The sequence below is a fragment of the Nocardioides sp. NPDC023903 genome, assembly GCF_040639295.1.
GTDB lineage: Bacteria > Actinomycetota > Actinomycetes > Propionibacteriales > Nocardioidaceae > Nocardioides.
The window spans coordinates 1-26,574 of record NZ_JBEZZS010000056.1; the positions used below are offsets into that span (position 1 = coordinate 1).

The following is a 26,574-nucleotide window of genomic DNA, read 5'->3' on the forward strand; positions in this document are numbered from 1 at the left end:
GTACGCCTCCCGTCGCCCTCGGAATGATGACGGGACACGACACCTGCGCTCACCAACGTCTGCACGTGGTGAGCAAACAAGTTCGACGAGACATTCAACATCCCGGCGAGCTCTGTGGGGGAGGCATCACTGATCTGGAGGCTGTCGACGATCCGAAGTCGCACCGGATCACCGAGCGCTGCGTGCATCGTGGCTCGGCGTTCCAGTTCGAACTGTCGCTCAACGTCCATTGAGTCAATGGTTACTGAGCAATGCTCGCAGAGTCAAGAGATCGACAGTGAATACCGATCAAGTGACCGGAATCACACCATAGGCCTCACCGGGTCAGCTTGGAGCCGGGGTGCTCAGCGTGGATGCGTACGTCTTGGGGCAGGTGCTTCCCGAGCAGGCGCGATACTTCGCATCGAGTGCCTTCAGGTGGGCGACGACCTTGGCGTACCTCCGGTCCCCAGCCAGGTTGCGCGTCTCGTACGGGTCGACGGCGCGGTCGTAGAGGACGGGCACACCGGTCGCGGTGACGGTGACGTAGGTGTAGCGCCCGTACCGGATGCCGCGATACTTGCTGGTCGTCCCGCCCAGGGTCGGCCAGGCGGCAACCGGGATCGGCCGGTAGAGCGTCTTGCCCGCCTTCACGCTCGACGCGAGCACCCGGGTGATGTCGACCCCGTCCTGCGCCCGCCCCGGCGTCGCCCTCCCGAGCGCGGCGACGGTCGTGGCGATGTCCGGGTTGCCGACCGCGGAGCCGACCTTGATGTTCTTCGGGATCCCGGGGCCGACCATGATCAGCGGGATCCGCATGGACTGCGAGGACTCCCACAGCTTGCCCAGGCGGTTGTGGTGCCCGGTGGTGTAGCCGTTGTCGCCGGAGAAGATGATGACGGTACGCCGGTACTGCCCGCTGTTCTTCAGGTGGGCGATGGTGCGGGCAACCGCCCGGTCGACCGACTGCGCCGCCTCGATCCGCTGCTGGTAGACGTAGCGCATGACCCGCTTCTGGGCTGCCGTGTAGGGCTTCCCTGCGGTGACCTGGCCCGGCCCGGCGTAGAACATGTCGGGCGTCTTCGGCAACTCGAGGCCGCTGAAGCGTCCCTTGTCTGCACCCATCGGCCTGGTGTTCTCCAGCCACAGCGAGGGCTGATTGGGATAGCGCTTCTTCGGGTCGCTGGCCTCGACCGGGCCGCCCGCGTGCGGCGCCACGTAGTTGACCCACAGGAACCACGGCTTCTTGCCACCCACATTGGTCCCGGCGTTCTTGATCATCTTGATCGACCGGCTCTGCAGCGCGACCGAGCTGTAGAGCCCAGGGCTCTGGATCGAGCCGTTGTTGTTGAACTTCGGACTCAGCAGGTGGTAGGTCGACGGATCAATCGTTGCCTGCCAGTTGTCCCACCCGGGCTCGCCGCTGGAGTAGCGCTCTGATCCCTTGCCGTAGCCGTTGAGGTACTTCCCGAGGAACATCGTCCGATAGCCGGCCTTGTCCATCCACACCGGCAACGTGTTGCGCCGCCCCGTGAAGCCCTTGTAGCCGCCGTTGGTCCCTGAGATCGACCAGTTCTTGTGGTTGTGGGCATACTTCCCGGTCAGCAGGCTCGCCCGCGCCGGCACGCACAACGGCGTCGGCGCCACCGCATCGGTGAACGTCGTCCCCTGCTCGACAAGCAGGCGACGCACGTTCGGCATGTACTTCACGTCGGTGGCTGCCAGGTCGTCGACGTTGATCATCAACACGTTCGGTCGTCCCGACTCCAACCGCCCCGGCAGCGCCGCCGCCTCTGCCGACGACGTCGGCCCACACAGGACCGCAACGGTGCTAGCCACTGCCAGGGTGGCGATCGTGGTCCGTCCACGCCGAAGCGCCCGGCTCAGGCCCATCCCGGAGTTCATCTTTCAACCTGTCTCTTCATGACCTCTGCCATCGGCGCCCATGCCGCGTCAACAGCGCGGAGATCACTCCGGCCGCTAGGCCTACCTGCGCGAATCGCCGCCGCAACCATCGAATGACACGACTCGAGCCATTCGACTCACTGCTTCTCGGCTTCCGTCAGCACCGGGTCCCGCGTCGAAGTTCAACGAGACTCCTGGCAAGGATCGGACAGCTAGAAACGCGTCTCCGATCCCGAGCCGGCGAGCAACACGAAATCTAGCCCGCGGCGGATTTTCGCCGCAGCCGTTCAGGGCTCTGTTAACCAGTTGTACACATCGGCCAGCGGCCCGCGAGCCCTCGAGGCCGTGCCGTTCTCAGAGGAGGCCGAGACCGGTGGCGTGGCGACGTACCGCTTCGCTGTCGGCGACGAGCACGAGCGGCACCTCGTCGCCCATGGAGCTCCACCCGCGCTCGACCCGGCCGTCGTGAGGATCGAGCCGCACCTCGCGGATGTAGACCGCGAGGATCCGCCCAGGATGGCGGCGGACGGCGTCGGCGTAGATCTCCGGATCGTGCTCACCGGAGTCGCCCAAGAGGACGAAAGGAAGGCTGGGATGGAGCGCGAGGACCTCGTCGATGCGCCCGGTCTTGGACTCCCGGCCGGCGGCACCGCCGAGCAGGTCGCGCAGCAGCAGCGGCCCGCGCGGAAAGTCCCGGTGACGCACGAACGCGTCCAGGAACGCATGCAGGTTCCACGGGCTGGAGGAGATGTAGAACACCGGGTTCCCGCGAGCGGCAAGGTCGCGGTAGAGCTCGGGTGCGCCGGGGAACGGCGTACGTGTGAGCGCCGATCCGGTGAGGGTCTGACGCAGCATCCGCCCGACGCGCTGCACCCCGGTCTCGAGGATCGTGTCGTCGATGTCGGAGATCACGCCGAACTGCGCCCCACCGACGGGCACGCTGACCTCCACCGTCGCCCGGTAGTCGCCGGCCAGACCGCGGTACTCGCCGGCCAGCTCGACGGCGCCGCGCGTCAACGGAGCCTCCAGCGTTTCCGGGTCGGGCTGCAGCCGTGCCACGAAGTAGCCCTCGTCATCGGTGACCGCGTCCACCGCCGCATCACCCACGGTGACCCGCAGCGGCACACCCGGCAGCTCGTCGGTCACGAAGTGGCGGATCATGCGGCGTACGGCGGCCCCGGCGCCCTCGCCCTCCACGGCCTCCGAAGGCGGTGGATCGTCGACGACCCGACCGCGTACCACTACCCCCTCGGCACTCCCGTGCCCGCCGTAGCACTCGATCCGGAAGTCCGCCGGCACTTGCGAGCCCGCGCGGCGAAGTCTCGCCGCGTCCCACGCTCGCTCCAACCCGAGCATCCATTGACGTGCCGACATGGCCACAGCCTAGGGCCCACCCCGTCTGAACGGCTCCGAGGGGAATCCGGGGGGATCTCCCGGAACGGCAGCACACCAAACACGAAGAACCCCACTTGATTTTCTGCGTTTTTGCAGGTCAAGCGGGGTTCTTGCTTGTGGAGCTGAGGGGATTCGAACCCCTGGCCCTCTCTTGCTACAGGACCTCTCGGCCCGTCGCACGATCGCTCGCGTCAATCTCGGCAGATCTCGACTTGACCTGCCCCGATGCCCAACATCGGTTGTTTCTATTCTCGGACTGTAGCTCGTTCACTCGGCCGATTTCGAGTCTCAAAGTGCGGAGTTGCCGCGGAGCGCTGCCGCGACACTGGCACCTATGACGGCCTCCTTGTGTGGGCCGAGGAGTTGTACGCACTCGAGCACCAGCCTCCGGAGGCTCCCGCACCGCCGCGAGTGTCGCGATCGCAGATTGCGGACCGGATTCCGGGTTCTTCGGGACCTTGCGGAACGTGCCGGCTCCCTCATCCTGGCCCGATCGGAACTGATAGCAGCAGTCGCCAAGAGTCGCGGGAGATGCTCGCCCACAAGGACCTCCATGGGTGTCTCCAGCGCATGGACTGTCACGTTGACTACTGCGCAGGTCTTCCCCAGACTCAGCTGGTTCGAGGCTGTCGGTCGCGTCGCGCCCGACGCGCTCGGAAGATCCTTGCCCTTCAACGGCGCGAGTGCTTGCGGCGCGGTCCTCGCTGATCTCGGCATCCCCGCGGACCTGCTGCGCGAAGCCGTCCTGCTTACCCGCTGTGCCGGCCTCCTCGGCCAACTCGCCGAGGAGATGCCCTCCATCGCCGGCGACATCTTCGCCCACGTCGAACGAGGCGCGGCCTACCGGGCCATTCGTCCATAGGGGATCTGAAAGTCCTGCGGTCCGCAGGCACCCCAAGACCGATTGCCCAGAGAGATACGTCTGCCTCCCGGTCTCCGGCGCCGCTGGCCAAGAGCGCACCACCAGCACGGACAGCGCGAAAGTCGAGCGCGAAAGTCGAGCGCCTCAGGCCCTTCCCGTGATGGCGCGGTGGGAGCTCACGGCACGAGTGGTGCGCGAGACGTCACCCGAGGCAATCGCATCGACGAGCTCCGCGTGTATATCCATTCGAGAAGCCAGGTACGCCTTCTCATCCACGGCGGTCGCTACATCTGCGTGGCTGGGGAGCCCTACCGCCTGCGCCATCGTGCTGAGGTAGACGCTGCGCGCCAGCTCATTCGGAGTGATCTCGGCAATTCGCGCGTGCAACTCCCAGTTTGCCGTCATGAACGCCTCGCGAGTCGTCGCTTCCGCCCGCATCTGGCGGATGATCGCCTGAAGTGCGTCGATGTCCTCAACGGTTCGGTGACGCGCAGCATCTGTGTCGATGAGTTCTTCGAGGGCATCTCGAACCGCGAGTGCGTTGGTGACACTGGCCGCATCCTGGCCAGCGGCCAACAGTGTGTGCCGAAGGCGAACGACGTGGCCGACCTCGGCCACAAAGAGCCCACCTCCACGCCCCGGTCGAACATCGACCGTCCCGCGTTCGGTCAAGAGCCGAGCGGCCTCGCTGATCGTTGCTCGCCCCAGCCGGGTCTGCTCGCGCAACTCATCCATTGTCGCGATGCGGTCGCCGGGCTGGAGGTCTCGGTCGACGACGATTCGCTCGATGTCGGCCGCCAGTGACTGGGCGCGGGTGAGCGTAGGAGAAAACACTCGGACAGTTTACGCAGAACTATTGACTTTCGCTCCCTCTGGCGTGACGATCACCACATACATCCCTAAACATTCGGGTGTTTTTATCGGTTGGAGGAGAGACTGTGAGTAAGTCCGTCGACGTCGTCATCGTGGGTTTCGGACCTGCAGGCGAGATGGTCGCTTCGCTGCTGGGCCAGCGCGGCCACAGCATCGTGGTGTTTGACAAGTTCCCCGAGCCGTACGGGCTCCCGCGTATGAGCACCCTCGATGGCGAGGTGGCCCGGCTGCTGCAACACGCGTCGAACCCTCGCGAGGCGCTTGCCGAGTCCCTCCCGCAGCGCACCGTGGAGCTCTGGGGTGCGGATGGCAAACAGAAGGGATTCTTCGACTGGAACTACAAGCGCGGTGGGCACTGGTCGCACCTGTCGCTGCACCAGCCGAACATCGAGGCCGCGATGGAGCGGCGCATCGCCCAGAACCCGAATGTCGACGTGCGCTGGGGCCGGTGCGTCACGGGGGTGCGCGCCGAGGGCGACGGGTACATCGTCACTACGCAGGTCGCGGGTGCTGACGGCCAGGACACCGAGTTGGTCGGCGACGTCGAGACCGTGAACGCGCGTTACGTGATCGGCATGGACGGTGCGAACGGCTACGTACGCGATGCCGTCGGGATCGACGTCGAGGTGCTCCACCACCACGACGATCGATGGATCCTCACCGACTACGACGTCGTCAAGCCGCTCCCGAACGATCTCGAGCACCGGATCTACTTCGACCTGGACCTCGACCAGCCCTACTTCTTCGCGCCCAACGGCGCCGGCCGCGTCCGGACCGACGTCCGCATGCTCCCAACCGACGACGCCGACACCGAGGCTGCCGAAGAGCGGGGCCTGGACTTCCTTGAGAAGAAGGTCGGCATCCCGCGCGACCACGTGCGACAGACCCGCCGCAAGATCTACAGCTTCCGGAGCCAGGTGGCCACCGCTATGCGCCGTGGCAACGTCTTCATCGGCGGCGACTCGGCCCACGCCATGACGCCTTACATGGGGCAGGGCGCTTGCTGCGCGATGCGCGATGCCGGAAACCTGTCATGGAAGCTCGACCTGGTCCTGCGTGGCCTCGTGGACGAGTCAGTCCTCGACAGCTACGAGAGCGAGCGGCTCAGCCACAGTCGCTTCTTCGTCGAGGGATCGCTGGCTGCCTACAAGATGGTCAATCCTGCTACTCCCGAGGAGGCCGCCGGGCGCGATGGGTACCTCGAGTCGACCGGAGGCAATGTCACCCCGCCGATCCCGCCGCTGCGTGACGGCATCTTGCACCGCGATGCCGACGGTGAGTACGGCGCCGAGGCCGGCACCGTCGCTCCCCAGGGCACGGTTCTGGTGGATGGCCAAGAGGTACTGCTAGACGATGTCGTCGGCTACGGCTTCCAACTGGTCTCCACTCACGCCCTCGACGAGGCGCTCGGAGCTGACAGGCTCCACCGCCTCGATGACCTGGGCGTCAAGCGCATCCGGATTGGCGGCGAACACGGCTTTGTCGATGCCGACAACACTTACGCTGAATACTTCGCCGGATACGGCGCGACCACGCTGCTTTCACGTCCTGACGTCTATGTCTTCGGGATCGCCGACGGTGTTGAGGAGTCCGTGCGGCTGGTCGACAGCCTCCTCGCTCAACTGCCCCAACCGGCGGCGGTCGCCGCAACTGTCTAGATGCGCAGGCGCTGCCCCGGCGTACCAGGTGCGAGCCGGGCATCCCGGGACACCAAGAGTGCAAAGTTCCGACTGGAAACAACCACTGCCGAAAGCGGAGTGAGATCTTGCTGAACACCTTCGAGTACACCATCACGGCAGCGGGACCGCTTAGTCTCGACATCCACCCGGCAGTGGGTCCAGCTTCCACAGATCTCGGAACGGTCATCTACATCCACGGAGGCGGGTTCGCTGTGGGCGACCGGGCCACGGATGCCACCCGCATCGACGCGCTGGCCTCGCACGGCCTCAACGTCGTCACACCGGACTACCGCCTTGCGCCCGGGGCGCGATTCCCCGACCAAGTAGACGACATCGTCTCCACGATCATGTGGGTGAGGGATCACCTTGAAATCGTGGGGACCACAAGTCCCAAGATTGGGCTCTGGGGTGCCTCAGCCGGCGCCGTACTGGCGGCACTCGCGGCTCTCAACGCCCCTGCGGCCCAACCTCGGGTCGAAGCGGTCGTGTCCTGGTTCGGCTTCAGCGATATCGCCACAAGCGCGTCACGAAGTCCCTTGGAATCAGCGATCCTGCCTCCAGGAGCAGAGAATGCGCTCCTTGGCGTGGAAGACCTCGCTTCGGCACCTGACCTGGCCCGCCAAGCGAGTCCGCTCGAGCATGTCCACGCCGATGCTCCGCCGTTCCTGATCGCCCATGGCGATCGGGACCACGTCGTCGAGCCCAGCGAGAGCATCCAGCTCCATCAAGCACTAACCCGTGCGGGCGCACCCTCGACGCTGATGCTCCTCGGCGGAGCAGGACACGAAGACCCACGCTTCGACTCCGCCGACAACATCGCCATCACCGCTGCGTTCCTTCGCAGCCACCTCGCCGGCACTTGATCACCCCCGCGGCCCACGTCGCGCAGCCCCAACAACGACAAAGAAGGATGCATCATGAGTGACGCTAGCCTGAACGAGGCACGAGTCGAGGACCGCGCCCTGATCGCAGCGGTCATGCACCGCTATTGCAATATGGCGCGCGAGAAGGCCGACTTCGACGGCATGGCCGTCCTGTACACCGGCGATGCCACGATCCGGTTCCCCGACGGCGTCGAGGTCGGCCCGCGTGACATGGCCGGCGTTGTCAAGGGCCAAGAGCCCAAGTTCATCCGGCACAACGCCACGACGATCGACATCACCTTCGACGGCGACGAGGCCGACGTGCTGACGATGTACATCGCCATCACCGACGAGGCCGCCCCCGACCACTGGGGCTGCTGGCGAGACCGATTCGTCAAGCAGAGCGACGGACGCTGGCTGATCAGCGACCGGTCCATCATCGTCGAGGGAGCTGACCCGGGTGGCTGGCTCGCCTCCCAGTACGGCCCCGCCAACTGACCGCAAAGGACTCTCATGCACATCGTCGGATACGAACACCAGGGCCACGTCCATGTCGCGGCTCGTGACGGCTCGAGACTCATTCCCCTGGGGCCCGTCGAGGCGTTCTGGGAAGATCCCTACGCCGCGGCCGAGACGGCCGCGACGGTGGCCGAAAGGGTGGAGTCCAACGCAGTCAGGCTCGTCCCACCGGTCAAACCGGGAGCCCGCATCCTCTGCGTCGGCCTCAACTACAGCGATCATGTCCATGAAGGACCGTTCGACATCCCCGACTACCCGACCATCTTCGGCCGGTGGACGCCGTCTCTGGCGATCGGCGACACCCCCGTCACGGTCCCCGTCGATGAGGCAGGGCTCGATTGGGAAGCCGAACTCCTGGTCGCGGTGGGCAAACCGATCCACTTGGTCGACTCTGAGCAAGCCAAAGCCGCGGTGTTCGGCTACGCCGCGTTCAACGACATCACTGCTCGGCGGGCGCAGAAGCTGACCTCGCAGTGGACGCTCGGCAAGAACGCCGACAACAGCGGTCCGATGTCCGACCTCGCCACCACTGACGAGATCGGCGAGATCGGCGGTCGCAAGGTGGTGGCGCGGGTCAACGGCGAGGTGATGCAGGAGGCTACGACCGACGAGATGATCTTCGATGTCGGCCAGATCCTGTCCCACATCAGTCGCACGCTCACGCTCCTTCCCGGCGACCTCATCGCCACCGGCACGCCTTCGGGGGTCGGCTATGCCCGAACCCCACCGCGACTCCTTCAGCCTGGGGACATCGTCGAGGTCGAGGTCGAAGGCGTCGGGTCGGTCAGTACGCCCGTCGAGCAGGCGGGGTGACGTCGTGGCGATGCGCGTCACGCCGATCGCTGACGGCGAACCGTTCGAACCAGTCGGCCACACCGGTGTCGGACCAGTCCGGCTGCAAGGTGGTGCGCGTACGCCGACCGAGAACTTCACTGTCACTTTGTCCCACTATCTACCCGGCGCCGAGGCCGGCTTGGCGACGCAAGAAAGCGAGACCGTGTACGTCGTCACCGCCGGTGAACTGGTCTTCGCCAGCGAGGGAAACGAAGTGACCCTTGGTCCGATGGACTCCGTCCACTACACCCCGGGCACCACACGCACCGTCAAGAACCAGAGCCGTCTGCCCGCGAGCATGCTCGTAGTGAGGATTAAGGCATGAGTCACGAAGCAAGCACCCCTCCCAGCGACCCCGCAGGCCAGGAAGGCTCGAACACCTCGACCCACACTTCCACCTCCGTCGCAGCTGGCGAGGAGGGCGTCGTGTTGCACGCGCCACGGAACCGGCCGATCGAGGGCGACTTCGATGCCACGGCCGTCACCTTCGCCGCGATGGCCCTCTTCGACCAACTCGACGACGCCCAGCGTGCACGCATCGTCCTCCCGCTGGACGACCCCAACCGAACGAACTGGAACTTCCTGCCCGAGTCGGGTCGTCGGGGAGTCCCGCTGCGCGACATGAACGACACCCAGCGCTACCTGGCGCATCGCGTGGTTGCGCAGAGCTTGTCGGTCACCGGCTACGCCAAGGTCGTGCAGGTAATGTCCCTCGAGGGCGTCCTTCGTGAGCTCAACACCGACGTCTTTGGCCACGTCGCACCGTACTTCCGAGACCCCCAAGGCTACTTCCTGACGTTCTTCAACCAGCCGCAGCCAGACAGCAACTGGGGTTGGCGACTTGTCGGACATCATCTGTCGCTCAACTTCACCGTCGTCGGCCAGGACCGCCTTGCGGTCACCCCCCTTCTCATGGGCGCTGAGCCGGCCAGCATCGGCCCGTTCCGCATCCTGGCCGAAGAGGAGGACCGTGCCTTCAGCCTCCTCAACACCTTGGAGCCAGACCAGGCGCGGGCGGCGACCATCCATCCCGTCCCGCCACCCGACTTCGCCACCCGATGCGTGCCGTTCATCGGCGATGAGGAGTGGCCTGACGTTCATGGCGTCGGTCGACGCGATGCGATGATCACCGACGAGGACCGCTACGCGCTGCGCTACGTGAAGGGCCAGCCGCGCGGACTGACCAGGGCCAACATGAACGCTTCCCAGAAGACCACGTTCGACGAGCTCCTCGCCTCCTTCCTCAGCAACGTCAAGGACGCACAAGTGGGTCGCGAGATGGACCGAATCCGGCGCGCCGGACAGGACGGACTCCATTTCGTGTGGGCAGGCGGGCACCGAATCGACCTGCCCCACTACTTCCGGATCGAAGGGCCCGTCACCCTGGTCGAGTTCGACAACACCGAGGACAACGCCAACCACATCCATGCGGTCTGGCGCGACCCCAGCAACGACTTCGGGATCGACGTCCTCGCCGAACACCGCGCAGCACAACACCAACACCAGCACTGACGGTCCCATTAGGACCTCCGACCTCGTCCGCCCGCGGCAAGAGAACGGCCGACGCCCGGCGGCAGTCGGGCCCGGCGCACCTCGCCCCACCATCGAGCTCTGAGCGATAGCGGCCTCGTTGGCCCGGCCGCTAGACACGTTCTGCCTGTTGAGTGCAGTCCTCGACTCGCGAGCGGCGACCAAGACACCAAAACACGCGATCACCCGTCGAGGCGGGTCAACGCAAGCAGCACAACAGATCCCGCTTGCCGATCTTTCCCGAACTACCGGTGTCGAGCACCCAGGACCAGGTGTCGCGGCTTGACCGTGACCAACCCGTGCGACGGACGAGGTCGGCCGCGTCGGAGCGGCCCGGAAACCCCGCCACCTGCCTTCACCGGCCGCAGAGCTAGCCACCCAGAAGACGCCACCTCAGCCATCTGAAGGAAATGCAAGGGACCCGCGCAGGTCCCTTGTCTCCCGGATGCGGGTTCCACCAGAAGCCGCCGAGCGAGAACCGGAAGGCGGAACTGGGTCTCGAGATACCGCTCGCATGACACGTGCGGCAGCGGCGACGCCAGTAGGACCGCCGCGGAAGCGGAACTCGCCCATGGTGACCAGATCCTCACGGGTCACACCAAGCCGTGACCCGTGAGGACGGACCCATCAGTCTCCGCGATCGTCTCGGCCGCGGCGAGCAACTGCGGCGCCGCCGACCGCTCAGTCAGGGCATGCCCGCCGAAACCGCCAACGAAGAGAGCCAGGCACGAATCGCCTCGCTGTGCTGATTCAGCGTCGGGGGTGCCACGTGTCCTGTCCGGGTCACCTCGGCCCCGTCGGCAGCAAAGAACCTCAGCGGTGGACCAGGCAAGACAAGGTTGCCAAGCGTGGCGTGGTCGACCTCGATCCGAAGTCCTTGGCTGGCGACCTGCTCCCAGCTGTACACCTCGTCGAGTGTCCGGACCTTTCCCGCAGGGATGCCGGCCTCCGCGAGTCGGGCAAGAAGAGGCTCTGCGTCGTAGGAGGCGAAGGCTGTCTCGACCACCTCGATGACTCGCGGCCGGTCAGCGACCCGGTCGGCGTTCGTCGCGAGCCCACCAGCGTCGAGTTCAAAGGCCGAGACGAGCCGCGTCCACAGACCCTCGCTCCCCACCGCAATCTGAACCGCCCCGTCACGGCATCGGAACAGACCGTAAGGAGCGATCGAGGGATGATGGTTGCCTTGGGCACGGCCGACCTCGCCTGCGACGCTCCATCGGGTTCCTTGGAAGGCGTGGACTCCAACCACGGCTGCGAGAAGGGAGGTCCGCACGACCGTCCCCACATGGGTTCGCTCGCGCTCGAGGAGTGCAGCGAGCACGCCGTAGGCGCCGTACATCCCGGAGAGTAGATCGGCGATCGGAACTCCGACGCGCTGGGGATCGTCGGGGCCAGGGCCAGTCAGGGACATCAGACCTGCCTCACCCTGCGCGATCTGGTCGTAACCAGCGCGTCCGCCCTCGGGCCCATCGTGCCCGAACCCGGTGATCGACAGAACCACCAGGCAGGGGTTGCGTCGCTGAAGCTTGGCGATGCCGAGACCCAAGCGCTCCAGTACGCCGGTCCTGAAGTTCTCCACCAGCACGTCCGCGTGGTCGACGAGCTGCAGCAGCACGTCACGATCTGACTCGTTCTTGAGGTCGAGCTCAATCGATTCCTTGTTCCGGTTCGTGGACAGGAAGTACGTCGACTCGAGTGCATCTGGCTCACCCACGAAAGGCGGCCCCCACCCGCGGGTGTCGTCGCCAGTGCCCGGCGCCTCGACCTTGACGATGCGGGCGCCCAGGTCGCCCAGCATCATCGTGGCGTGTGGGCCGGCGAGCGCACGGGAGAGGTCGACGACGAGTATGCCGTCGAGCGGGCCGGCCATCACAGCACCGCCTTCCGCGTGCGAGGCTGGCCACCGGGACGGTGCCTCTCGTATTCCCGTGTGCGGGGCAAGCGGTTTCTGACGTCGGGATTCACTGCTGTGTGTTCCTTCCAAGTTGAGAGCGGACGCGAGGCGATCTCGCGCGTCGCGGGCGTGGTTGGAGTGCTGTCCCGTCCATGGCGGTTAGGTCATGACGACCGCATCCGGTGCCCCGGGGCCTCCAGGCACGTGGGTTCTCATGCGCGGACCGTCACGACGTCGAGGGGCTGTCCCTCCCAGTAGTGCATTCGTCCGAGGAGTTCGGCGCCTTCGTCGTGCAGCCTGGCGTCAGCGACCCACTCCCCGACGGTGGGTCGGGGCTCGTCATGGGGGCGCAGCGTGGCCAGCGCCGCCTGACCCCAGGTCTCTTCGACGGGGTCCCAGCAGAGGGCGAGCAATGTCGGGCTCGGCCCTGCCCAGCACAGCTCGGGATCCTTGAACTCGATGTGCATCATGCCGTGGTGTCCGCAGAGCTTGACTCTTCCGTTCCATCGGATGGTGCGGGGGCCGCGGTCGCCGTTCGCGAAGTGGAAGCGCCCCGATGAGTCGATGGCAGCGCCGTCGGAGACACGCACCTCGCCGTCGGGTAGCCCTGTGAGGTAGTCGATAAGCGAGGAGCGGAGTCTCCAATGGAGTGCCGGTTCAAGCAACGTGGGCCACCATGGGCAGCGAGCTGAGGCTGCGTACGCAATTGTTGATGTGGCGCACCGGCTCGCCAGTCAGCTCGAACCGGGTGACTCGGTCGGCGAGGGCGTTGAGCATGGAGTGGACCTCGAGGCGTGCAAGGCCCTGGCCGGCACAGCCATGGAGCCCCAGGCCGAAGGCGAGATGGTCTGCGGCGTCGCGCGTGATGTCGAAGCGGTCGGCGTCCGATCCGAAATGGCGCTCGTCGCGGTTGGCGCAGCCGTACATCATGAGTAGCCGAGATCCGGCAGGGACGGGGATCTCGTCAAATTCAACGTCGGTGTTAGCGACGCGGGTGAAGACCTGCAGCGGGCTCTCGTAGCGCAGTGCCTCGTTGAACGCGCCGGAGATTAGCGATCGGTCGGTCCGCAGCGCATCCCATTGGTCGGGGTGCTGGGCGAAGAGCATCAGCGTCGACCCGAGCGAGCTGATCGTGGTGTCCATGGAGGCACTCATGTATGCCGACAGCAACGCGGGCGCTGACTGCGGTTCGATGATCCCGGCATCGGCAGCCTCATAGATCGCTCGGCCCATGCTGCCCTCGGGCAGGCTGGCGCCATCGAGCTGATAGAGCCAGGTGAACTGCTCCTCGACGATCGGGATCGCTGAGAATCCTCGGTCGTTGATCGGTCCCATGGCGTTGAACACGCCGTCGCCCCAGTCGAGCACGCGGGGCCGGATGTCGTCGGGAATGCCGACCAGGTCCGCGATGATGGTGAACGGAAAGACACGTGCGAGGTCGCTGACCGCGTCGAAAGAGTTTCCTTCAAGGACACGGTCGACGAGCCGGTCGGCCTGGTCGCGGACGGCCTGGCTGAGTCCACGGATGGCGCGAGGGCTGAGCCGCTCGGCGAGGACTCCGCGCAGCGTGTCGTGCAGCGGGGGGTCAGAGGCAAGGACCGTGCCTACCAACTGCGCGTTGACCTGGCCGTTCATGCCGACACCCTGCGCCGAGGTGAAGGTCTCCCAATTGTCGAGGGCACTACGGACACCGGCGTAGCGAGTCACGGCCCAACAGCCAATGCGCTCGAGCCAGACCGCGCCGCCGGCTTCGCGGAGGCGCTGGTAGATCGGGTAGGGGTTGTCGAGGTTCGTCTCGGAGAACAGGTCGATGCCGTTGATCTCGTTGATGTCCATGGGCGTTGCAGTCATCTCAGCTCCTTGATGGTTCTGATAGGCGGGCGAGGCGCTGTGCCTGCCGTGCGATGGAGGCGGGCGATCGCCATGGGGGTGTTGACGGTCATCGCGCCGATGGGATCGCCGTCCGGGGAGCGCCACTGAAAGACGGCTCGGCCGAGTTCTTCTTCGCCGTCGAGGAGAACCGGTCGTCCCGGGAATGGGCACTCGCCCGCCATCTTGAGCGCGAGACCGAACTGGTCGCTCCAGAAGTACGGGCGCGGCTGGTAGGGCTCCGCGGCGTCCCCGGCAACGAGGGCTCGAGCCGCGACTCGCGCTTGATCCATCGCGGCGGCCCAGTGGGGCGTCCGGCGGCGGTCGCCCCAGGTCGTCACGTCTCCGGCAGCGACGATGTTGGCGGTCACCCGGCAGCGGGAGTCGACGGGTACGCCTCGCCTGTCTGCCAGACCTGACGAGAGGAGCCATTCAACGCGCGGCCGGTCGCCCACCGCGGTGACGACGATGTCGGCCGCGAACTCACGTCCTGCAAGGCTGGCGGCCAAGCGTCCTCCGCGCTCGATGAGCTCGACGCCGGCAGGGTCGTGATGAACGGTGACGCCGGCGCGCTCGGCTCTCTCGGAGACGAGGTTGCTGAGGAACGTGCCGCCCATGCTCAGCAGGGGAGGCTCGTTGGTGAGCACGGTGGTGACTAGACCGGCATCGCGTGCCGCAGATGCGAGCTCCATGCCTAGGATGCCGCCACCCACAACGATGATGCTCTGCGCGGAGCTGAAAGCGCCGGCGAGCAGGACGACATCGTCGAGGGTGCGGAGCACAAGCTCCGGTAAGCCAGTCTGGTTCAGCCCCAAGTCGGCCATGGTGACCGGGCTCGCGCCGGTGGCGACGACGAGACCGTCGTAGTGCAGGCGCTCGCCGCTCGACAAGATGAGGACCGCCTCGTCTGGGACCAGGTCTATGGCTGTGGTGTCAGTGCAGAGGTCGACATCCAAGTCGTCCAGCGCCGGCAGGAAGGCCGAGTCGAGCGCCTCTTTGCCGGTCAGAATCGCCTTCGAGAGCGGCGGACGCGCGTAGGGGCGGTGACGTTGCTCATCGATCAGGACGATCGGTCCGACGTGACCCGCCACTCGCAGCTCATCTGCAGCCGTCACGCCGGCGATCGAACCGCCAACGATGACGACTGCACCATAAGGAGCGGGCACGTCAGTCCTCCAACCGCAACGCGGCTACCGGGCAGCTGCGAACAGCTGCGCGAGCCTTGTCGGCCTCGCCGTCCGCGACGTCTGGGCGCAGGATCAGTAGCTGTCCCTCGTCGTCGAGCTGGAGAAGTTCCGGCGCTCGTTCCTCACAGAAGCCGTAGCCCTCGCATCGGCGTTCATCAACGGCGACCTTCACCGGACACTCCCTTCTTTTCTGCCTAACCATTCGGATGTTTCTAAGCCACAGTGACACACGCCACAGCTCCGAATCAAGGCGAGCCCCGAAAAAACAGAATCGTGATTCTCATTTCGCGCCAAGCACGGCAGACTGGTGACCGGGGACGCGACTAGCCGAGCGCGCGAACCGTTGACCACAAGTCGTATGCGGCATCGCGGCAGATTGGGGCGCATGGTGAAACTGCCGGTTCAGGATCGCTCTCGCAAGGCGTGGGCGCGCGTGCTCAAGGTCGCCGCAGACATCCTCGAGACTCAAGGCGCCGACTCGTTCACCATCGCGGAGGTCTGCCAGCAGGCCGGCGTCTCGGCTGCCGCCATCTACGCCCGCGTCAGCAGCAAGGATGCCCTTCTCCTCCGGGCCTATGACGAGGTGCATCGCCGCATCGTCGAAGGGTCGCCGACTGCACTTCAGGGCGAGACGGGCACGCGATCACCCCCAGAGGCCATTGACCGGGCGGTCGCTTCGGTCGCCGAGGTGTACTTGACACATGCGACCTTCATGCGGTCGGTCATCCTGCTCTCCGCCTCTAATCCGGAGATCAGGCGGCGCGGGTCTGAGTGGACCACCCAGATGGGCCGCGACTTCACGGCGGCACTAGCGCCTTACTCGTCCTGCTTCAAGGTCGACGACGCCGACGCCGGCATCGATCTCTGCTATCGGATGGTGTTCTCCTCGACAGTGATGCACGTGGCCTACGGCCCCAGCTTCGCTTCCGAGCGACCCATGAGCGACGGCGAGCTCCTTGCCGGGCTGCAGTCGGCTGCGCGACGGGTCCTCAACGTCACCGATGCCCAGGGGCAGCACTAGCGACCGCCGCCCCACACACGCTCCGGCCGCGCCTCCTGGGCGCCGGAGGTTGACAAGCTCTTGACGATGTGGCGATGATCACTCATAAACCTGGTAACCATTCGGGCCTTTTAGGTCGTGCTTAGGAGATCGAGTGAGCATCATGAGTTCCGGTGTCGGCTGGATCGACGACATCGACATCAACGCACTGGAAACCGACCCGTACCCGCTCTACATGCGGATGAGACGCGAAGCGCCGTGCGTGTTCGTCCCTGCGCTCCGCGCCTACCTGATAACCACCTACGACGAGGTTCGTGAGTTCCTGGCCGACTCCGAACTCAGCCATGCTCCCAACGCCCAGCCGGTACTCGAGCGGACATTCGGCCCTCAGAACATTCTGACCTCGAACGGGGATCTCCACCGGGACCGTCGAGCTTCCGTCGATCCTCCACTGCGCCGCGGCGCAGTCAGCACCTACGTTGACGATCTCGTACGGCCGATCGCGACCCAGGCCGCTGGCGCCCTGTCGGCGGAGGCGCCCATCGACATCGTGGCCGAGTACCTGGAGCCGGTCAGCACGCGCGCGCTCGCCACCATGCTGGGCATCGGCCACGTCCCGGCCGACGTGCTCCGCCGCTGGTTCCACACGGTTATCGGCGCAGCGTCCAACTATACGTTCGCCGAGGACGTCTTCGAGAAGGGCGACGAGGTCATCGCAGAGATCAAGCAGGTACTTGAGCCTGTGCTCACACGGCTCGAGACTGAGCCAGACAACTCCGGGCTCTCGCACCTCCTGCACGCCGGCATGCCAGCGGGCCAGGTGCGCTCCCGAGAGGACATCTACTCATCGTTCCTGATCGAGCTCGCCGGCGGTATGCAGGAACCGGGACACGTCTCCGCTACCACCCTCCTCGGTCTGCTCGAGGAAGGGACCTACGGCGAGATCGTGGCTGACCCTAGCCTCATCCCCGTGGCCTTGGCCGAGGGACTGCGTTGGGTTGCGCCAGTCGGCGGGGTCTTCCGCGAGACGACCCGCGACGTCGTCATTCGCGATCAGATGATCCCGCAGGGATCTCTCGTCTACTCCATGGTCGCCTCGGCAAACCGTGACGAGCAGAAGTTCACCAACGGCGATCGCTACGAGTTGCATCGAGAAGGGCCGACTCACATGTCCTTTGGTGGCGGCCGCCACTTCTGCGCAGGAAACGTGTTCGGCAGGGAAGTGGCTCGCATCGCACTGGAGGAACTGGTCAAGGTCGCGCCCCGGCTCCGCTTGGCAGAGGACGGCTGGGCAATGCGAGGCTGGTTGTTCCGCTCCCCGCAAGAGCTCCATGTGATCGCTGAGGGCGCGTGACCCATATGACAAACCTGATCTTCGTCCTCGCCGATGGAACTCGGCGCACCGTTGAGGGACAAGCCGGCCGTACCGTCATGCAGACGGCCATCTCACATAACGTCGCCGGCATCGTCGCGGAGTGCGGAGGAAACGCCATGTGCGCGACTTGCCACGTCTATGCCGATCCCGAGACGTCCGACCGCCTGCCGCCACTCTCCGAGATCGAGGACGAGATGTTGGACTCGACCGCCTCCCCACGGCTGGCGACAAGCCGCCTGAGCTGCCAACTGCAGCTCGCCCAGGACGTCGAGAGCATGACCTTCACGATCCCGAAGGTGCAGCTGTGACTGTTGTCGTCGTCGGAGCTGGACATGGCGGCGTCCAAGCAGCGGCATCCCTTCGTGACCTCGGCTACCCGGGCAAGATCGTTCTCGCCGATGCGCAACCGCACCCGCCCTACCAACGACCTCCGCTGTCGAAGAGCTTTCTCGGCGACACCCCCGAGCAGCCGGTACGCGGCGAGCCGCTTCGGGCACTCGAATTCTTCGACAATCATCGAATCGATCTCGAGCTCGGCACAGCGGTGACGGCCCTCTGCGTCAAGGATCACCACGTTCACACCGCTGACGGACGAACGCTCGGCTACACACATCTAGTCCTCGCCACAGGCGCGGCCAACAGGACCCTCGACATCCCCGGCACAGATCTCGAAGGCGTCGTAGAACTCCGCACCCTCGCCGACGCAGCGTCCCTCCGGAGTCGCCTCCGCACAGCCCGCAACATCCTGGTGATCGGTGGAGGATTCATCGGCCTCGAGGTTGCCGCGGCAGCCGCGGCAACCACGTCGGTCACAATTGTGGAGCACAACGAGCGCCTGCTGGCGCGCTCCGTCACGCCAATCGTGTCGGATGCCGTGCAGCGAGCACATCATCGCGCCGGGACCACCATCTTGCTCAACGTTGGCGCCCACGCACTCGCTGGCACCAACGGCCAGGTTCAACAGGCGACCCTGACCAACGGCACCGAACTTGCAGCAGACCTGGTGGTCATCGCCGTCGGGGTCCGCGCCAACGACAGCCTCGCAGCAGAGGCCGACATTCACGTTGACAACGGAATCCTGGTCGACGACTGGCTACGTACGTCCGCGCCAAACGTCTTGGCCGTAGGCGACTGCGTCTCGCGCGCAGAGAGCGGCCTGCCGACTCCGCGCCGGCTCGAGTGTGTGCAGAACGCCGTCGACCAAGCGCGGCACGTTGCCACCTCGATCGTCTCCGGGAGCAGTGACCGGTACAGGCGGGTGCCGTACTTCTGGACCCATCAATTGGATCTGCGCATCCAAACCGTGGGCCTGGGCTCCAATCATGACGAGTGCGTCGTCCTCGGCGAACGCGAACTGGACCGATTCTCGGTCTGCCGGTTCCGCGACGGCCAACTTGTCGCCGTCGAGTCGGTCAACCGCCCCCGAGACCACATGGCCGCGAGGCGCATCCTCGATGAGGGCCGAGAGCTCAGCATTGCCGAGGCGCGACACCCTGGATTCGACCTCAAGGAGTTTGCGGTCGCGGACATCTGCAGCAACACGTGACGCCGAGGTCCCGTTCCACCGACAGGTGTTGACCAACCTCGCATGACCGACCCCAGCCGTGGTCGCAGTTTCGCGTGGCGCTCCATCGCATCAGTAGCCGACCGTCACGACGCACGTGACGGTGTACACAGGAGGAATCACACATGCCAAGCAACAAGGCGGTCGCTTATCGCGGGCCAGGCGTCGTTGAGGTCATCGACATCGACTATCCGACCTTCGAACTGAAGGATGGTCCGGGCGTGAACCCGGCCAACGTCGGCCGCAAGGCCCCGCACGGCGTCATCCTCAAAACCGTCACTACCAACATCTGCGGCTCCGATCAGCACATGGTCCGCGGACGCACCACCGCCCCTGTGGACCTCGTACTGGGCCACGAGATCACCGGCGAGGTAGTCGAGGTCGGCCCGGATGTCGAGTTCGTAAAGGTCGGGGACATCGTCTCGGTCCCCTTCAACATCGCGTGCGGCCGCTGCCGCAACTGCAAGGAAGGCAAGACCGGGATCTGCCTCAACGTGAACCCGGACCGCCCCGGCTCGGCTTACGGCTACGTCGACATGGGCGGCTGGGTCGGCGGCCAAGCGGAATACGTACTCGTGCCCTATGCCGACTGGAACGTCCTTCGCTTCCCCGACCGGGATCAGGCACGCGAGAAGATCCTCGACCTCACCATGCTGTCCGACATCTTCCCGACCGGCTTCCACGGTGCGGTGACCGCCGGGGCCGGCGTCGGTTCCACGGTATATGTCGCCGGGGCCGGCCCGGTCGGCCTCGCTGCCGCCGCGTCGGCTCAACTACTCGGTGCCGCCGTCGTGGTCATCGGCGACCTCAACGAACAGCGCCTAGCGCAGGCACGCAGCTTCGGCTGCGAGACGATCGACGTCAGCAAAGGTGCCGTGGCCGATCAGCTTGAGCAGCTCCTTGGGGTTCCCGAGGTCGACGCGGCCATCGATGCCGTCGGCTTCGAGGCCCGCAGCGAGGGCCACGGCGCCACGGCCGCCGAGGCCCCGGCAACGGTGCTGAACTCGTTGATGACGGTGACCACGGCAGGTGGAGCGATTGGCATCCCCGGTCTCTACGTCACAGGCGACCCCGGGGCGGTCGACGCCGCCGCCAAGGTGGGCTCCTTGTCTCTCGGCCTAGGCACCGGCTGGGCTAAGTCACTGTCGTTCGCCACGGGCCAGTGCCCGGTGATGAAGTACAACCGCAAATTGATGATGGCGATCCTGCACGACAAGGTGCAGATCGCGAAGGCCGTCAATGCGACGGCCATCCCGCTTGCCGAGGCACCTCGCGGCTATGCCGAGTTCGACGCAGGCGCCGCCACGAAGTACGTCCTCGACCCGCATGGCTCCGTTCCCGCCTGAGGTCCTCCCGTCGGACGGCGAGGGACCTTGCCGAGTCGAGCTGGCCGACCACCCTCAGGCCCCCGCCCAACATGTGGCCATCACGAGCAAAGACCGCAGTCCATCCCTGATTGATACTGACGATTGCCGACGGTCGATGAATTTGGTCTCCGCCCAGGGTTCAGACCACTTCGAATTCGTCGGCACACATGCTACGACCGTCAAGCGGGTGAACGGAGTTTCATGAACTCATCTCAACCGCGGGCAGGGTGAAGCTGCCGCCGGTGATCCGACGGACGATCGAGTACGCCGTGACCAGGCTGTCGACCGTGCGCTGGTATCGCACGTCCTCGAGAAGCTGATCTATCGCGATCCGCACGATGAGCTCGTCGAGCAGGAGGGCCGTCACCCGAACCTTGAAGTGGGAGCAGACCGGCCAGGGGCGACGGCTTCACGACCTCCGCCACACTGCAGCGTGCCTGTGGCTGGCTCGTGGTGTCGACGTCGGGACGGTCAAGGAGTGGATGGGTCACGAGTCCATCGCGACCACGAACCTCTACCTGCACTTCCTCGGCACGGGTGCTGACGCGGCGGGCCTGAACCGGCTCAACGACACCGGCCACAGGGGTGCTCAGAAGCCTCCGGAGGGCACCAGGGGGGCACATGACGAGGAGACGGGCGAATGACAAGCAAGAAACCCGGCCTTCGCTGCGGTGAAGGTGCAGGTCAGAGCCGGGTTTCAGGTGGTGGAGCTGAGGGGATTCGAACCCCTGGCCTTCTCATTGCGAAGGCTTGGAGAGCCAAGATCATGCGCTGAAGCAGGTCACCGTGCGTTGCATCTGTTGCGGGGCGTTGCTCCCTCGGGGGGAATCGGGGGGGAACGCCCGCCGGGCCGCAGCAGCACCCAATACAGAGGACGGGACACCGGGTTCACAACAAGAACGCAGCCGCCGATCTACGTTGCCGCCATGACAGAGACCGCTCCATGCAGAAGCTGTGGTTCGCCCGTTCGCATCGAGATGCGAACGAAGTCGCGGAAGATGGGTCAGGACAGGCCAACAATGGCTGAAGCGCGGGTATGCACGTCCGCTGCGTGCGCAACGAACGATCCCCGCCGCCGGAAGATGAGCGAGGCTCCGTAGCGTCTCCGCTGCAACCGGCGGCTCAGATCGGTACCACAACCGGCACCAACCAGGGACCGGGAAGCCTCGAAAACTGTCGGAGGTGTGAAGTAGACTGTGAACCATGGCGGCTACTAGTACGCACCCCTTCGCAAACGAGGAACCGGGAGACGTTCCGCTCGCCCGGTCACCGCTCGTTCGAACGATCGCGCAGATCAGGTTCCCACACCCGACGGCATTCGTGGCCGATCAGGAGGCAGCCGCAACGGAGGTCGTCAAGCGACTGGCTGCCGAGTACCCGATTCTGGAGATCGGCCAGGACATGCAGATCGTGATCACACCCGATGGCGTTACCCGTAAGGAGGGCAACGCGCGACTGTGGCGCCTGGCGACAGGCGACCGGTCCTGGCAGATCAGTTTCGGCATCAACTTCCTTGCCATCGAGACGTCCACATACGTACGTCGCCGCGACTTCGCCTCGCGGCTGAGTCTGGCCTGGCAGGCGTTGCTAGATGTCGTGAACGTACCTCACATCGAGAGACTCGGCGTGCGCTACATCAACCAGGTCACTGAAGAGGAGATCGTGGACCGAATTCCCGAGCTTGTTCGTCAAGAGATCCTGGGGATCTCCGGACTGCACGGCGAGGAATTCTCGATCCTCTCGTCCCTTAATGAGGCGCAGTACCGCTTCAGAGACGGCAGCACATTCAATGCCCGCTGGGGGCTATTGCCGCCGCGACAGGATCTAGGCGTCGATCTCCCAGCCTACGACCACACGACATGGGTGCTCGACATGGACTCGTTCCAAGAATGGGCGCCCGGGAAATTCACAGAACGAGATCTATACGAAGAGATTCGCGCCCTGTCGCTTCGTGGGTACCAGTTCTTCCGCTGGGCATTCACAGACGAGGCCCTTCGCACCTTCGGAGCAAACCAATGACCACGCTCTACAAAGTAGACGAGCAGTTCGGAACGTCAAGCGGGCGAATGACAACACAGTCAAGTAGGTCCGTCACTTGGCTAATTTCCAGCGTTGCCCTTGCAGGTTGCCTTTCTGGAACTACGCTAAACGCTCCGCAGCAGATCTCCGCCAGCACGACTCTCGTCGGAGCAACCCGCCCCGCCCGTGGCGAATTCGTGCCGGAGCCTGCTCCGGCAGATACTGCAAACACCCCGCGGCCGCCACCCACAGCAACCGCTGCGTCTATTCGCAGCGATCGCGACGAAGTCAATTGGATAAAGGACCATTCCGGGCTGACCTGGGATCAGCTCGGTAAGGTCTTTGGCGTTTCTCGTCGCGCGGTCCATATGTGGGCCAACGGCGGACGTTTGAACGAGTCGAACGCTCGACGCCTCCGCGCATTCTCGGCTGTCGTACGAGACATCGCGTCCGCACAGGACGACCAGGCACCAGAGTCGATTCGCGCCCGCCTACTCGAAGTGGGATCAGACGGGCTCAGCATCGTCGACCGACTCCGCCAGGAGAGGTCACCAAGGGTCACCTGGGGCGCACCCCACGGACCCGAACGACTCATCGATGCCACGCGCGATGCACTTCGTAGCCCGGCGGGGGGAGCCGACCTGTAGTGGGTGTTCTTGCCTCGCGGATCCGGCGGTTCCTCCGCCGCGACAACGGACAGAAGAGCGGCGAACCCGCCGGCATCGGCGACCGATGCCGCGATTGGCGTCAAGGTGACGTTTTCAGTCAAGTTCAGCCACTCGTGTTCGACTCCTCTTGGCGGCCAACGAGGATGTTCGACGTCGACAGTGTCGCGGTGATCAGCCAATCCTGCGATGCGAGCCTTTCGGGTCGGCCAGGTATCCAGGTGGCACCTGTGGTACGCCTGACCAATAGGGCCGACCTGGCCGAAGCACGTCACGGAAAGCGAACCAATCTCGTTGCCCTTCCCAGCCTCGGCAGCGACTCATTTGCGGACCTCGACGGGCTAACGACGGTAGCCAAAACCGCTCTTGTGAGCTTGGAAAGGGTCAGCGGGGTGTCTACCGACACAGAGGTACGCGAATTCTCCTTTGCAGTCTCACGACGGTTCGGCAGATTCGCCTATCCGGACGAGATCGTCAAATGTCTCGCACCAGTTCGTAATGCAATCTTGGAGCGTGCCCACAAGCCGAACTCTCCACTTGGAAAGGCGGTCGCACATGTCCACTCGTTCAGGATCCAATGCGAAGACTGGTCGACCGTTCCACATGAGTTGACGCTCATTGTCGTCATGGAGGCAGGCATCCTGCCATCCGACCTAGACAGCCTTAATAGGCCCAGCGACCTCGACTCCAATACAAGCGCCAGACAAGCAAGAGCCATCAAGGACAGAATTAACGACTGCCTAGCGGATCTTGACCGTACCAGCCTCAACGACGCCGCGAGATACTTCGCTTGGCAGCAACTCTCCGAGTTGTGGGCACAACAGTGCGAGGAGGCGGCAACGGAACTCAACTACCAAAACACAGTCAGATCGGTCACCGCAGAGGTGGTTTCGGTCGACGATTTTCCAATGTCGCGATTTCTTGCCACCGAGAGCCTGGACCTCGACCACCTCTCGGATTCCCGCGGACCAGCTCTCTAAGGGGCTAGGCATTGGGTCCCATACCAGTGCTTGCGAACTTGTCGTTAGGACGTAGGCGATCTCATCGGATCCATCGCTGAAACAGCGCCCGATCCGCACGGTGCGTGTCTTGGTGTCGCCTCCCGCATGGCGACACGTTTGAACTTTGTTCAAAGATGGCGCGACTACGTGTGGTCCCCGTCAGCCACGAACCTTCGTATCGATCATGCTTGCCACAAACTCGGGATATACCGGAGCTGTATCCACACGCAGGTCAGCAGAGTCGAGCCTCGGGGTCTCACGCCATGCGTCCATGCGCTGCGCAAGATCGGAGTCACCGCGTTCCCTCAACCTCATCTCGGCGTCGTCGGCCGGGCACCACAGCTCGACCACTACCCACCGGGCCTCCGGGAACGACCTCACCACCGCATCAACAGCCTCGGGTTGACCGAGATGGATCACCGGTATCCCGCAGGCGAGCGCGTCGACCAGGCCCGGCCGGTCGACAACGTAGATCGCGCCATATCGCTGGTTCTCCCAGATGACTTCCCGCCGCAACCGAAGCTGGTTGAGTGCACCTTTCGTGACCATCCGGTAGCCGTCCTCATTCCCCGAACCGACCTTGATACGGGCGAAGTGGATGTAGTCGTCCGATCGCTCGCGAAGCGCGCGATCGGTCGAGTCCTTCCCCGCGGCCGGCGGACCGTAGAGGATCACACCGCTCTGGGTCATGGTGTCTCTTGCTCCGCGAGGGTCGCCAGCAGCCGCTCCGCCTGAGCCCTGAGTGGTTCAGCCGACAGCGAGTTGTCGATCACGTGGTGATCCACGCCGGGCCGGAAGTCGAAGTCGATGCCGTCGATATATTTTTCCCAAGTGGCGAGCTTGTGTGCATCACGAGCTGCACCGCGACGGCGCACGTAGGTCAGCATCGTGTCTGCATCGCAGTCGATCCACACCACGGTCATCGGAAGCCCATCGTCGGCGAACCGATCCTGCTCACGGGCAAGCCACGACGCGTCAGAGAACTCCCGAATGAACGGCGCGGTGATCACCGCACCAACTCCACACGACGCGTTCTCGTGCGCCGTAGACATGAGGGCTTCGTACTCGCGCGGTCGGACCTTCGAGAGGTACGTCTCCGACTCGCGGTCGCTCGATTCGGACCCAAGCGCCTCTAGCGCGACCTCGACAACAGGCCGGGTGGTCGTGTCCTTATCGATGATCATCCAACCCGTAAGCCGGGTGAGAATGCGGCCGAGTTCGGTCTTTCCGCTACCCGCATAGCCACCGATCAAGAGGGCCCGCGGCGGCACCTTGACCGACTTTGGGGCGAGGTGCGCAGACCTCACGATTCGACGCGATCGGGACTGATTCTCCACCAGGCCCATCTCGGCCAGCGCCTTCATCGCCTCGTTGACCGTCCACACGCTCGCGTTCGCCTGCTCAGCGAGCTGACGAGTCGACGGCATGACCTCGCCGTCACGCAGAACGCCAGCCTCGATCTGGTTCTGAATGTCGCGCGCGATCCGCTGTTGCAGTGCGCCCGACAGGGCTTCGATCGGCCCGTCTGCCATGTCTCTCCCTAGCTCGATTCGCCATTCAGTCTGTGTGGTTTCACCTAACAGTTTCGCTGACAACTGTCGCACGGTCACGCGTGGGTGGCGAATTTTTCGCACGAATCTGGACCTAACAGTTGACATGCTGGACCATTCAGTTGTTAGGTAGATCACGGGCAGCCGCCCAACACCGACTGCTGAAGGGCAAGGGGAATGACCTACACACGAGACGAGCCGACAGGGGCCGATCTGGCCGCGATTGAGGCCGAGTGGCCGCAGATCGCCGCTGAGCGCGACCTAGTCGACGCCGAATGCCGACTGCTCGCCGACCCGGCCGACGCGCTCGCCAAGCGGGCCCACCGCCGGGCAGTGAGCGCGCTCCTGCACCTGATGGTTCAGCAGGCCAACCACGACGCGGGCAAGGCCGCCGCGCCTGTCTACATGCTCACCAACTTTGGCCCGGCCGACCCGGCCGAGGCCGCCTGATTCTCGGAGGTTCCACCCATGGTTACTGCACCGCTCGTCCTCATCTTGGGCATCATCGCGTTCTTCATGACCAAGGGCACCGCGTCGACCATCGCGGCAACCATCGTCAACATCCTGCTCGGGATCGCGCTGGCTTCCACGCTCCTCGGGCCGCCGATGATCCAGGGCCTTGAGGCCGGTTCGAACGCCGTTGT

Annotated in this window: 28 protein-coding genes; 16 read left to right on the forward strand and 12 right to left on the reverse strand. The window is 64.9% G+C overall.

Going from position 1 to position 26,574, the window contains the following annotated elements:
- The 3 genes from AB0F44_RS29045 to AB0F44_RS29055 all read right to left on the reverse strand — a co-directional run.
- Positions 1–230: winged helix-turn-helix domain-containing protein (locus AB0F44_RS29045; protein ID WP_357360677.1), on the reverse strand; the 230-nt coding region annotated here is incomplete at its 3' end.
- A 94-nt stretch (positions 231–324) separates the two neighbouring features.
- Positions 325–1,884: a sulfatase-like hydrolase/transferase gene (locus tag AB0F44_RS29050; RefSeq protein WP_357360679.1), complete on the reverse strand. Its 1,560-nt coding sequence runs from the start codon at positions 1,882–1,884 to the stop codon at positions 325–327.
- 354 nt (positions 1,885–2,238) lie between these two features.
- On the reverse strand, positions 2,239–3,258 hold the full coding sequence (locus AB0F44_RS29055) for a phosphatase domain-containing protein (protein WP_357360681.1): 1,020 nt from the start codon (positions 3,256–3,258) through the stop codon (positions 2,239–2,241).
- Between the two features lie 604 nt (positions 3,259–3,862).
- Here AB0F44_RS29055 and AB0F44_RS29060 point away from each other — a divergent pair.
- Positions 3,863–4,141: a hypothetical protein gene (locus AB0F44_RS29060; protein ID WP_357360683.1), complete on the forward strand. Its 279-nt coding sequence runs from the start codon at positions 3,863–3,865 to the stop codon at positions 4,139–4,141.
- A gap of 144 nt (positions 4,142–4,285) precedes the next feature.
- Here the strand turns inward: AB0F44_RS29060 and AB0F44_RS29065 are convergent, their stop codons facing one another.
- Entirely contained in the window at positions 4,286–4,975 is a 690-nt protein-coding gene (locus tag AB0F44_RS29065; protein WP_222118683.1) for an FCD domain-containing protein, read from the reverse strand.
- A 104-nt stretch (positions 4,976–5,079) separates the two neighbouring features.
- Between AB0F44_RS29065 and AB0F44_RS29070 the strand changes: the two genes are divergently transcribed.
- The 6 genes from AB0F44_RS29070 (at position 5,080) to AB0F44_RS29095 (ending at position 10,421) form a co-directional block, all read left to right on the forward strand.
- Positions 5,080–6,672, forward strand: coding sequence for an FAD-dependent monooxygenase (locus tag AB0F44_RS29070; RefSeq protein WP_357360685.1), 1,593 nt, complete (start codon positions 5,080–5,082; stop codon positions 6,670–6,672).
- Positions 6,673–6,779: 107 nt separating this feature from the next.
- Positions 6,780–7,556 carry an alpha/beta hydrolase gene (locus AB0F44_RS29075; protein WP_357360687.1) on the forward strand — a complete coding sequence of 259 codons (777 nt, stop codon included), beginning with the start codon at positions 6,780–6,782 and terminating at the stop codon, positions 7,554–7,556.
- 54 nt (positions 7,557–7,610) lie between these two features.
- Positions 7,611–8,054, forward strand: a complete 444-nt coding sequence (locus tag AB0F44_RS29080; RefSeq protein ID WP_357360689.1) for a nuclear transport factor 2 family protein — start codon at positions 7,611–7,613, stop codon at positions 8,052–8,054.
- Between the two features lie 15 nt (positions 8,055–8,069).
- Positions 8,070–8,888, forward strand: coding sequence for a fumarylacetoacetate hydrolase family protein (locus tag AB0F44_RS29085; RefSeq protein ID WP_357360691.1), 819 nt, complete (start codon positions 8,070–8,072; stop codon positions 8,886–8,888).
- A gap of 10 nt (positions 8,889–8,898) precedes the next feature.
- Positions 8,899–9,234 carry a cupin domain-containing protein gene (locus AB0F44_RS29090; RefSeq protein ID WP_357360721.1) on the forward strand — a complete coding sequence of 112 codons (336 nt, stop codon included), beginning with the start codon at positions 8,899–8,901 and terminating at the stop codon, positions 9,232–9,234.
- The gene (locus AB0F44_RS29095) at positions 9,231–10,421 is read left to right on the forward strand and encodes a DUF3500 domain-containing protein (protein WP_357360693.1); all 1,191 of its coding nucleotides are present in this window, start codon (positions 9,231–9,233) and stop codon (positions 10,419–10,421) included. The genes AB0F44_RS29090 and AB0F44_RS29095 overlap by 4 nt, the downstream gene beginning before the upstream one ends.
- Before the next feature lie 703 nt (positions 10,422–11,124).
- Here the strand turns inward: AB0F44_RS29095 and AB0F44_RS29100 are convergent.
- The 5 genes from AB0F44_RS29100 to AB0F44_RS29120 form a co-directional block, all read right to left on the reverse strand.
- Positions 11,125–12,309, reverse strand: coding sequence for a CoA transferase (locus AB0F44_RS29100; protein WP_357360695.1), 1,185 nt, complete (start codon positions 12,307–12,309; stop codon positions 11,125–11,127).
- 236 nt (positions 12,310–12,545) lie between these two features.
- Entirely contained in the window at positions 12,546–12,998 is a 453-nt protein-coding gene (locus AB0F44_RS29105; RefSeq protein ID WP_357360697.1) for an HtaA domain-containing protein, read from the reverse strand.
- Complete coding sequence (locus AB0F44_RS29110) at positions 12,991–14,184, reverse strand: cytochrome P450 (RefSeq protein ID WP_357360699.1); 1,194 nt, start codon at positions 14,182–14,184, stop codon at positions 12,991–12,993. The genes AB0F44_RS29105 and AB0F44_RS29110 overlap by 8 nt, the downstream gene beginning before the upstream one ends.
- The gene (locus AB0F44_RS29115) at positions 14,181–15,368 is read right to left on the reverse strand and encodes an FAD-dependent oxidoreductase (RefSeq protein WP_357360700.1); all 1,188 of its coding nucleotides are present in this window, start codon (positions 15,366–15,368) and stop codon (positions 14,181–14,183) included. Before AB0F44_RS29115 ends, AB0F44_RS29110 begins: the two co-directional genes overlap by 4 nt.
- A gap of 1 nt (position 15,369) precedes the next feature.
- A complete protein-coding gene (locus AB0F44_RS29120) occupies positions 15,370–15,561 on the reverse strand; it encodes a ferredoxin (protein WP_357360702.1) in 192 nt (63 codons plus the stop codon).
- Between the two features lie 213 nt (positions 15,562–15,774).
- Here AB0F44_RS29120 and AB0F44_RS29125 point away from each other — a divergent pair, with 213 nt between their 5' ends.
- From AB0F44_RS29125 to fdhA, 5 genes are all read left to right on the forward strand, one after another.
- On the forward strand, positions 15,775–16,410 hold the full coding sequence (locus AB0F44_RS29125) for a helix-turn-helix domain-containing protein (RefSeq protein WP_357360703.1): 636 nt from the start codon (positions 15,775–15,777) through the stop codon (positions 16,408–16,410).
- A 142-nt stretch (positions 16,411–16,552) separates the two neighbouring features.
- Complete coding sequence (locus AB0F44_RS29130) at positions 16,553–17,743, forward strand: cytochrome P450 (RefSeq protein ID WP_357360723.1); 1,191 nt, start codon at positions 16,553–16,555, stop codon at positions 17,741–17,743.
- Positions 17,744–17,748: 5 nt separating this feature from the next.
- On the forward strand, positions 17,749–18,072 hold the full coding sequence (locus AB0F44_RS29135; protein ID WP_357360724.1) for a 2Fe-2S iron-sulfur cluster-binding protein: 324 nt from the start codon (positions 17,749–17,751) through the stop codon (positions 18,070–18,072).
- The gene (locus AB0F44_RS29140; protein WP_357360705.1) at positions 18,069–19,310 is read left to right on the forward strand and encodes an FAD-dependent oxidoreductase; all 1,242 of its coding nucleotides are present in this window, start codon (positions 18,069–18,071) and stop codon (positions 19,308–19,310) included. The genes AB0F44_RS29135 and AB0F44_RS29140 overlap by 4 nt, the downstream gene beginning before the upstream one ends.
- A gap of 143 nt (positions 19,311–19,453) precedes the next feature.
- Positions 19,454–20,674: a formaldehyde dehydrogenase, glutathione-independent gene (gene fdhA, locus AB0F44_RS29145; RefSeq protein WP_357360707.1), complete on the forward strand. Its 1,221-nt coding sequence runs from the start codon at positions 19,454–19,456 to the stop codon at positions 20,672–20,674.
- A 220-nt stretch (positions 20,675–20,894) separates the two neighbouring features.
- Here the strand turns inward: fdhA and AB0F44_RS29150 are convergent, their stop codons facing one another.
- Positions 20,895–21,062 (reverse strand): hypothetical protein, encoded by a 168-nt coding sequence (locus AB0F44_RS29150; protein WP_357360709.1) that lies wholly within the window; start codon positions 21,060–21,062, stop codon positions 20,895–20,897.
- A gap of 7 nt (positions 21,063–21,069) precedes the next feature.
- Here AB0F44_RS29150 and AB0F44_RS29155 point away from each other — a divergent pair, with 7 nt between their 5' ends.
- From AB0F44_RS29155 to AB0F44_RS29165, 3 genes are all read left to right on the forward strand, one after another.
- Positions 21,070–21,339: a tyrosine-type recombinase/integrase gene (locus AB0F44_RS29155; protein WP_357360710.1), complete on the forward strand. Its 270-nt coding sequence runs from the start codon at positions 21,070–21,072 to the stop codon at positions 21,337–21,339.
- A 559-nt stretch (positions 21,340–21,898) separates the two neighbouring features.
- Positions 21,899–22,714 carry a TIGR04255 family protein gene (locus tag AB0F44_RS29160; RefSeq protein WP_357360712.1) on the forward strand — a complete coding sequence of 272 codons (816 nt, stop codon included), beginning with the start codon at positions 21,899–21,901 and terminating at the stop codon, positions 22,712–22,714.
- Between the two features lie 895 nt (positions 22,715–23,609).
- A complete protein-coding gene (locus AB0F44_RS29165) occupies positions 23,610–24,359 on the forward strand; it encodes a hypothetical protein (RefSeq protein ID WP_357360714.1) in 750 nt (249 codons plus the stop codon).
- A 180-nt stretch (positions 24,360–24,539) separates the two neighbouring features.
- Here the strand turns inward: AB0F44_RS29165 and AB0F44_RS29170 are convergent, their stop codons facing one another.
- Positions 24,540–25,070, reverse strand: a complete 531-nt coding sequence (locus AB0F44_RS29170; RefSeq protein ID WP_357360716.1) for a hypothetical protein — start codon at positions 25,068–25,070, stop codon at positions 24,540–24,542.
- Positions 25,067–25,912: a GntR family transcriptional regulator gene (locus tag AB0F44_RS29175; protein ID WP_357360717.1), complete on the reverse strand. Its 846-nt coding sequence runs from the start codon at positions 25,910–25,912 to the stop codon at positions 25,067–25,069. Before AB0F44_RS29175 ends, AB0F44_RS29170 begins: the two co-directional genes overlap by 4 nt.
- A gap of 195 nt (positions 25,913–26,107) precedes the next feature.
- On the opposite strand from AB0F44_RS29175, the gene AB0F44_RS29180 reads away from it, so the two are divergent.
- Positions 26,108–26,380 carry a DUF6284 family protein gene (locus AB0F44_RS29180; RefSeq protein ID WP_357360719.1) on the forward strand — a complete coding sequence of 91 codons (273 nt, stop codon included), beginning with the start codon at positions 26,108–26,110 and terminating at the stop codon, positions 26,378–26,380.
- The last annotated feature ends 194 nt before the right edge of the window (positions 26,381–26,574 follow it).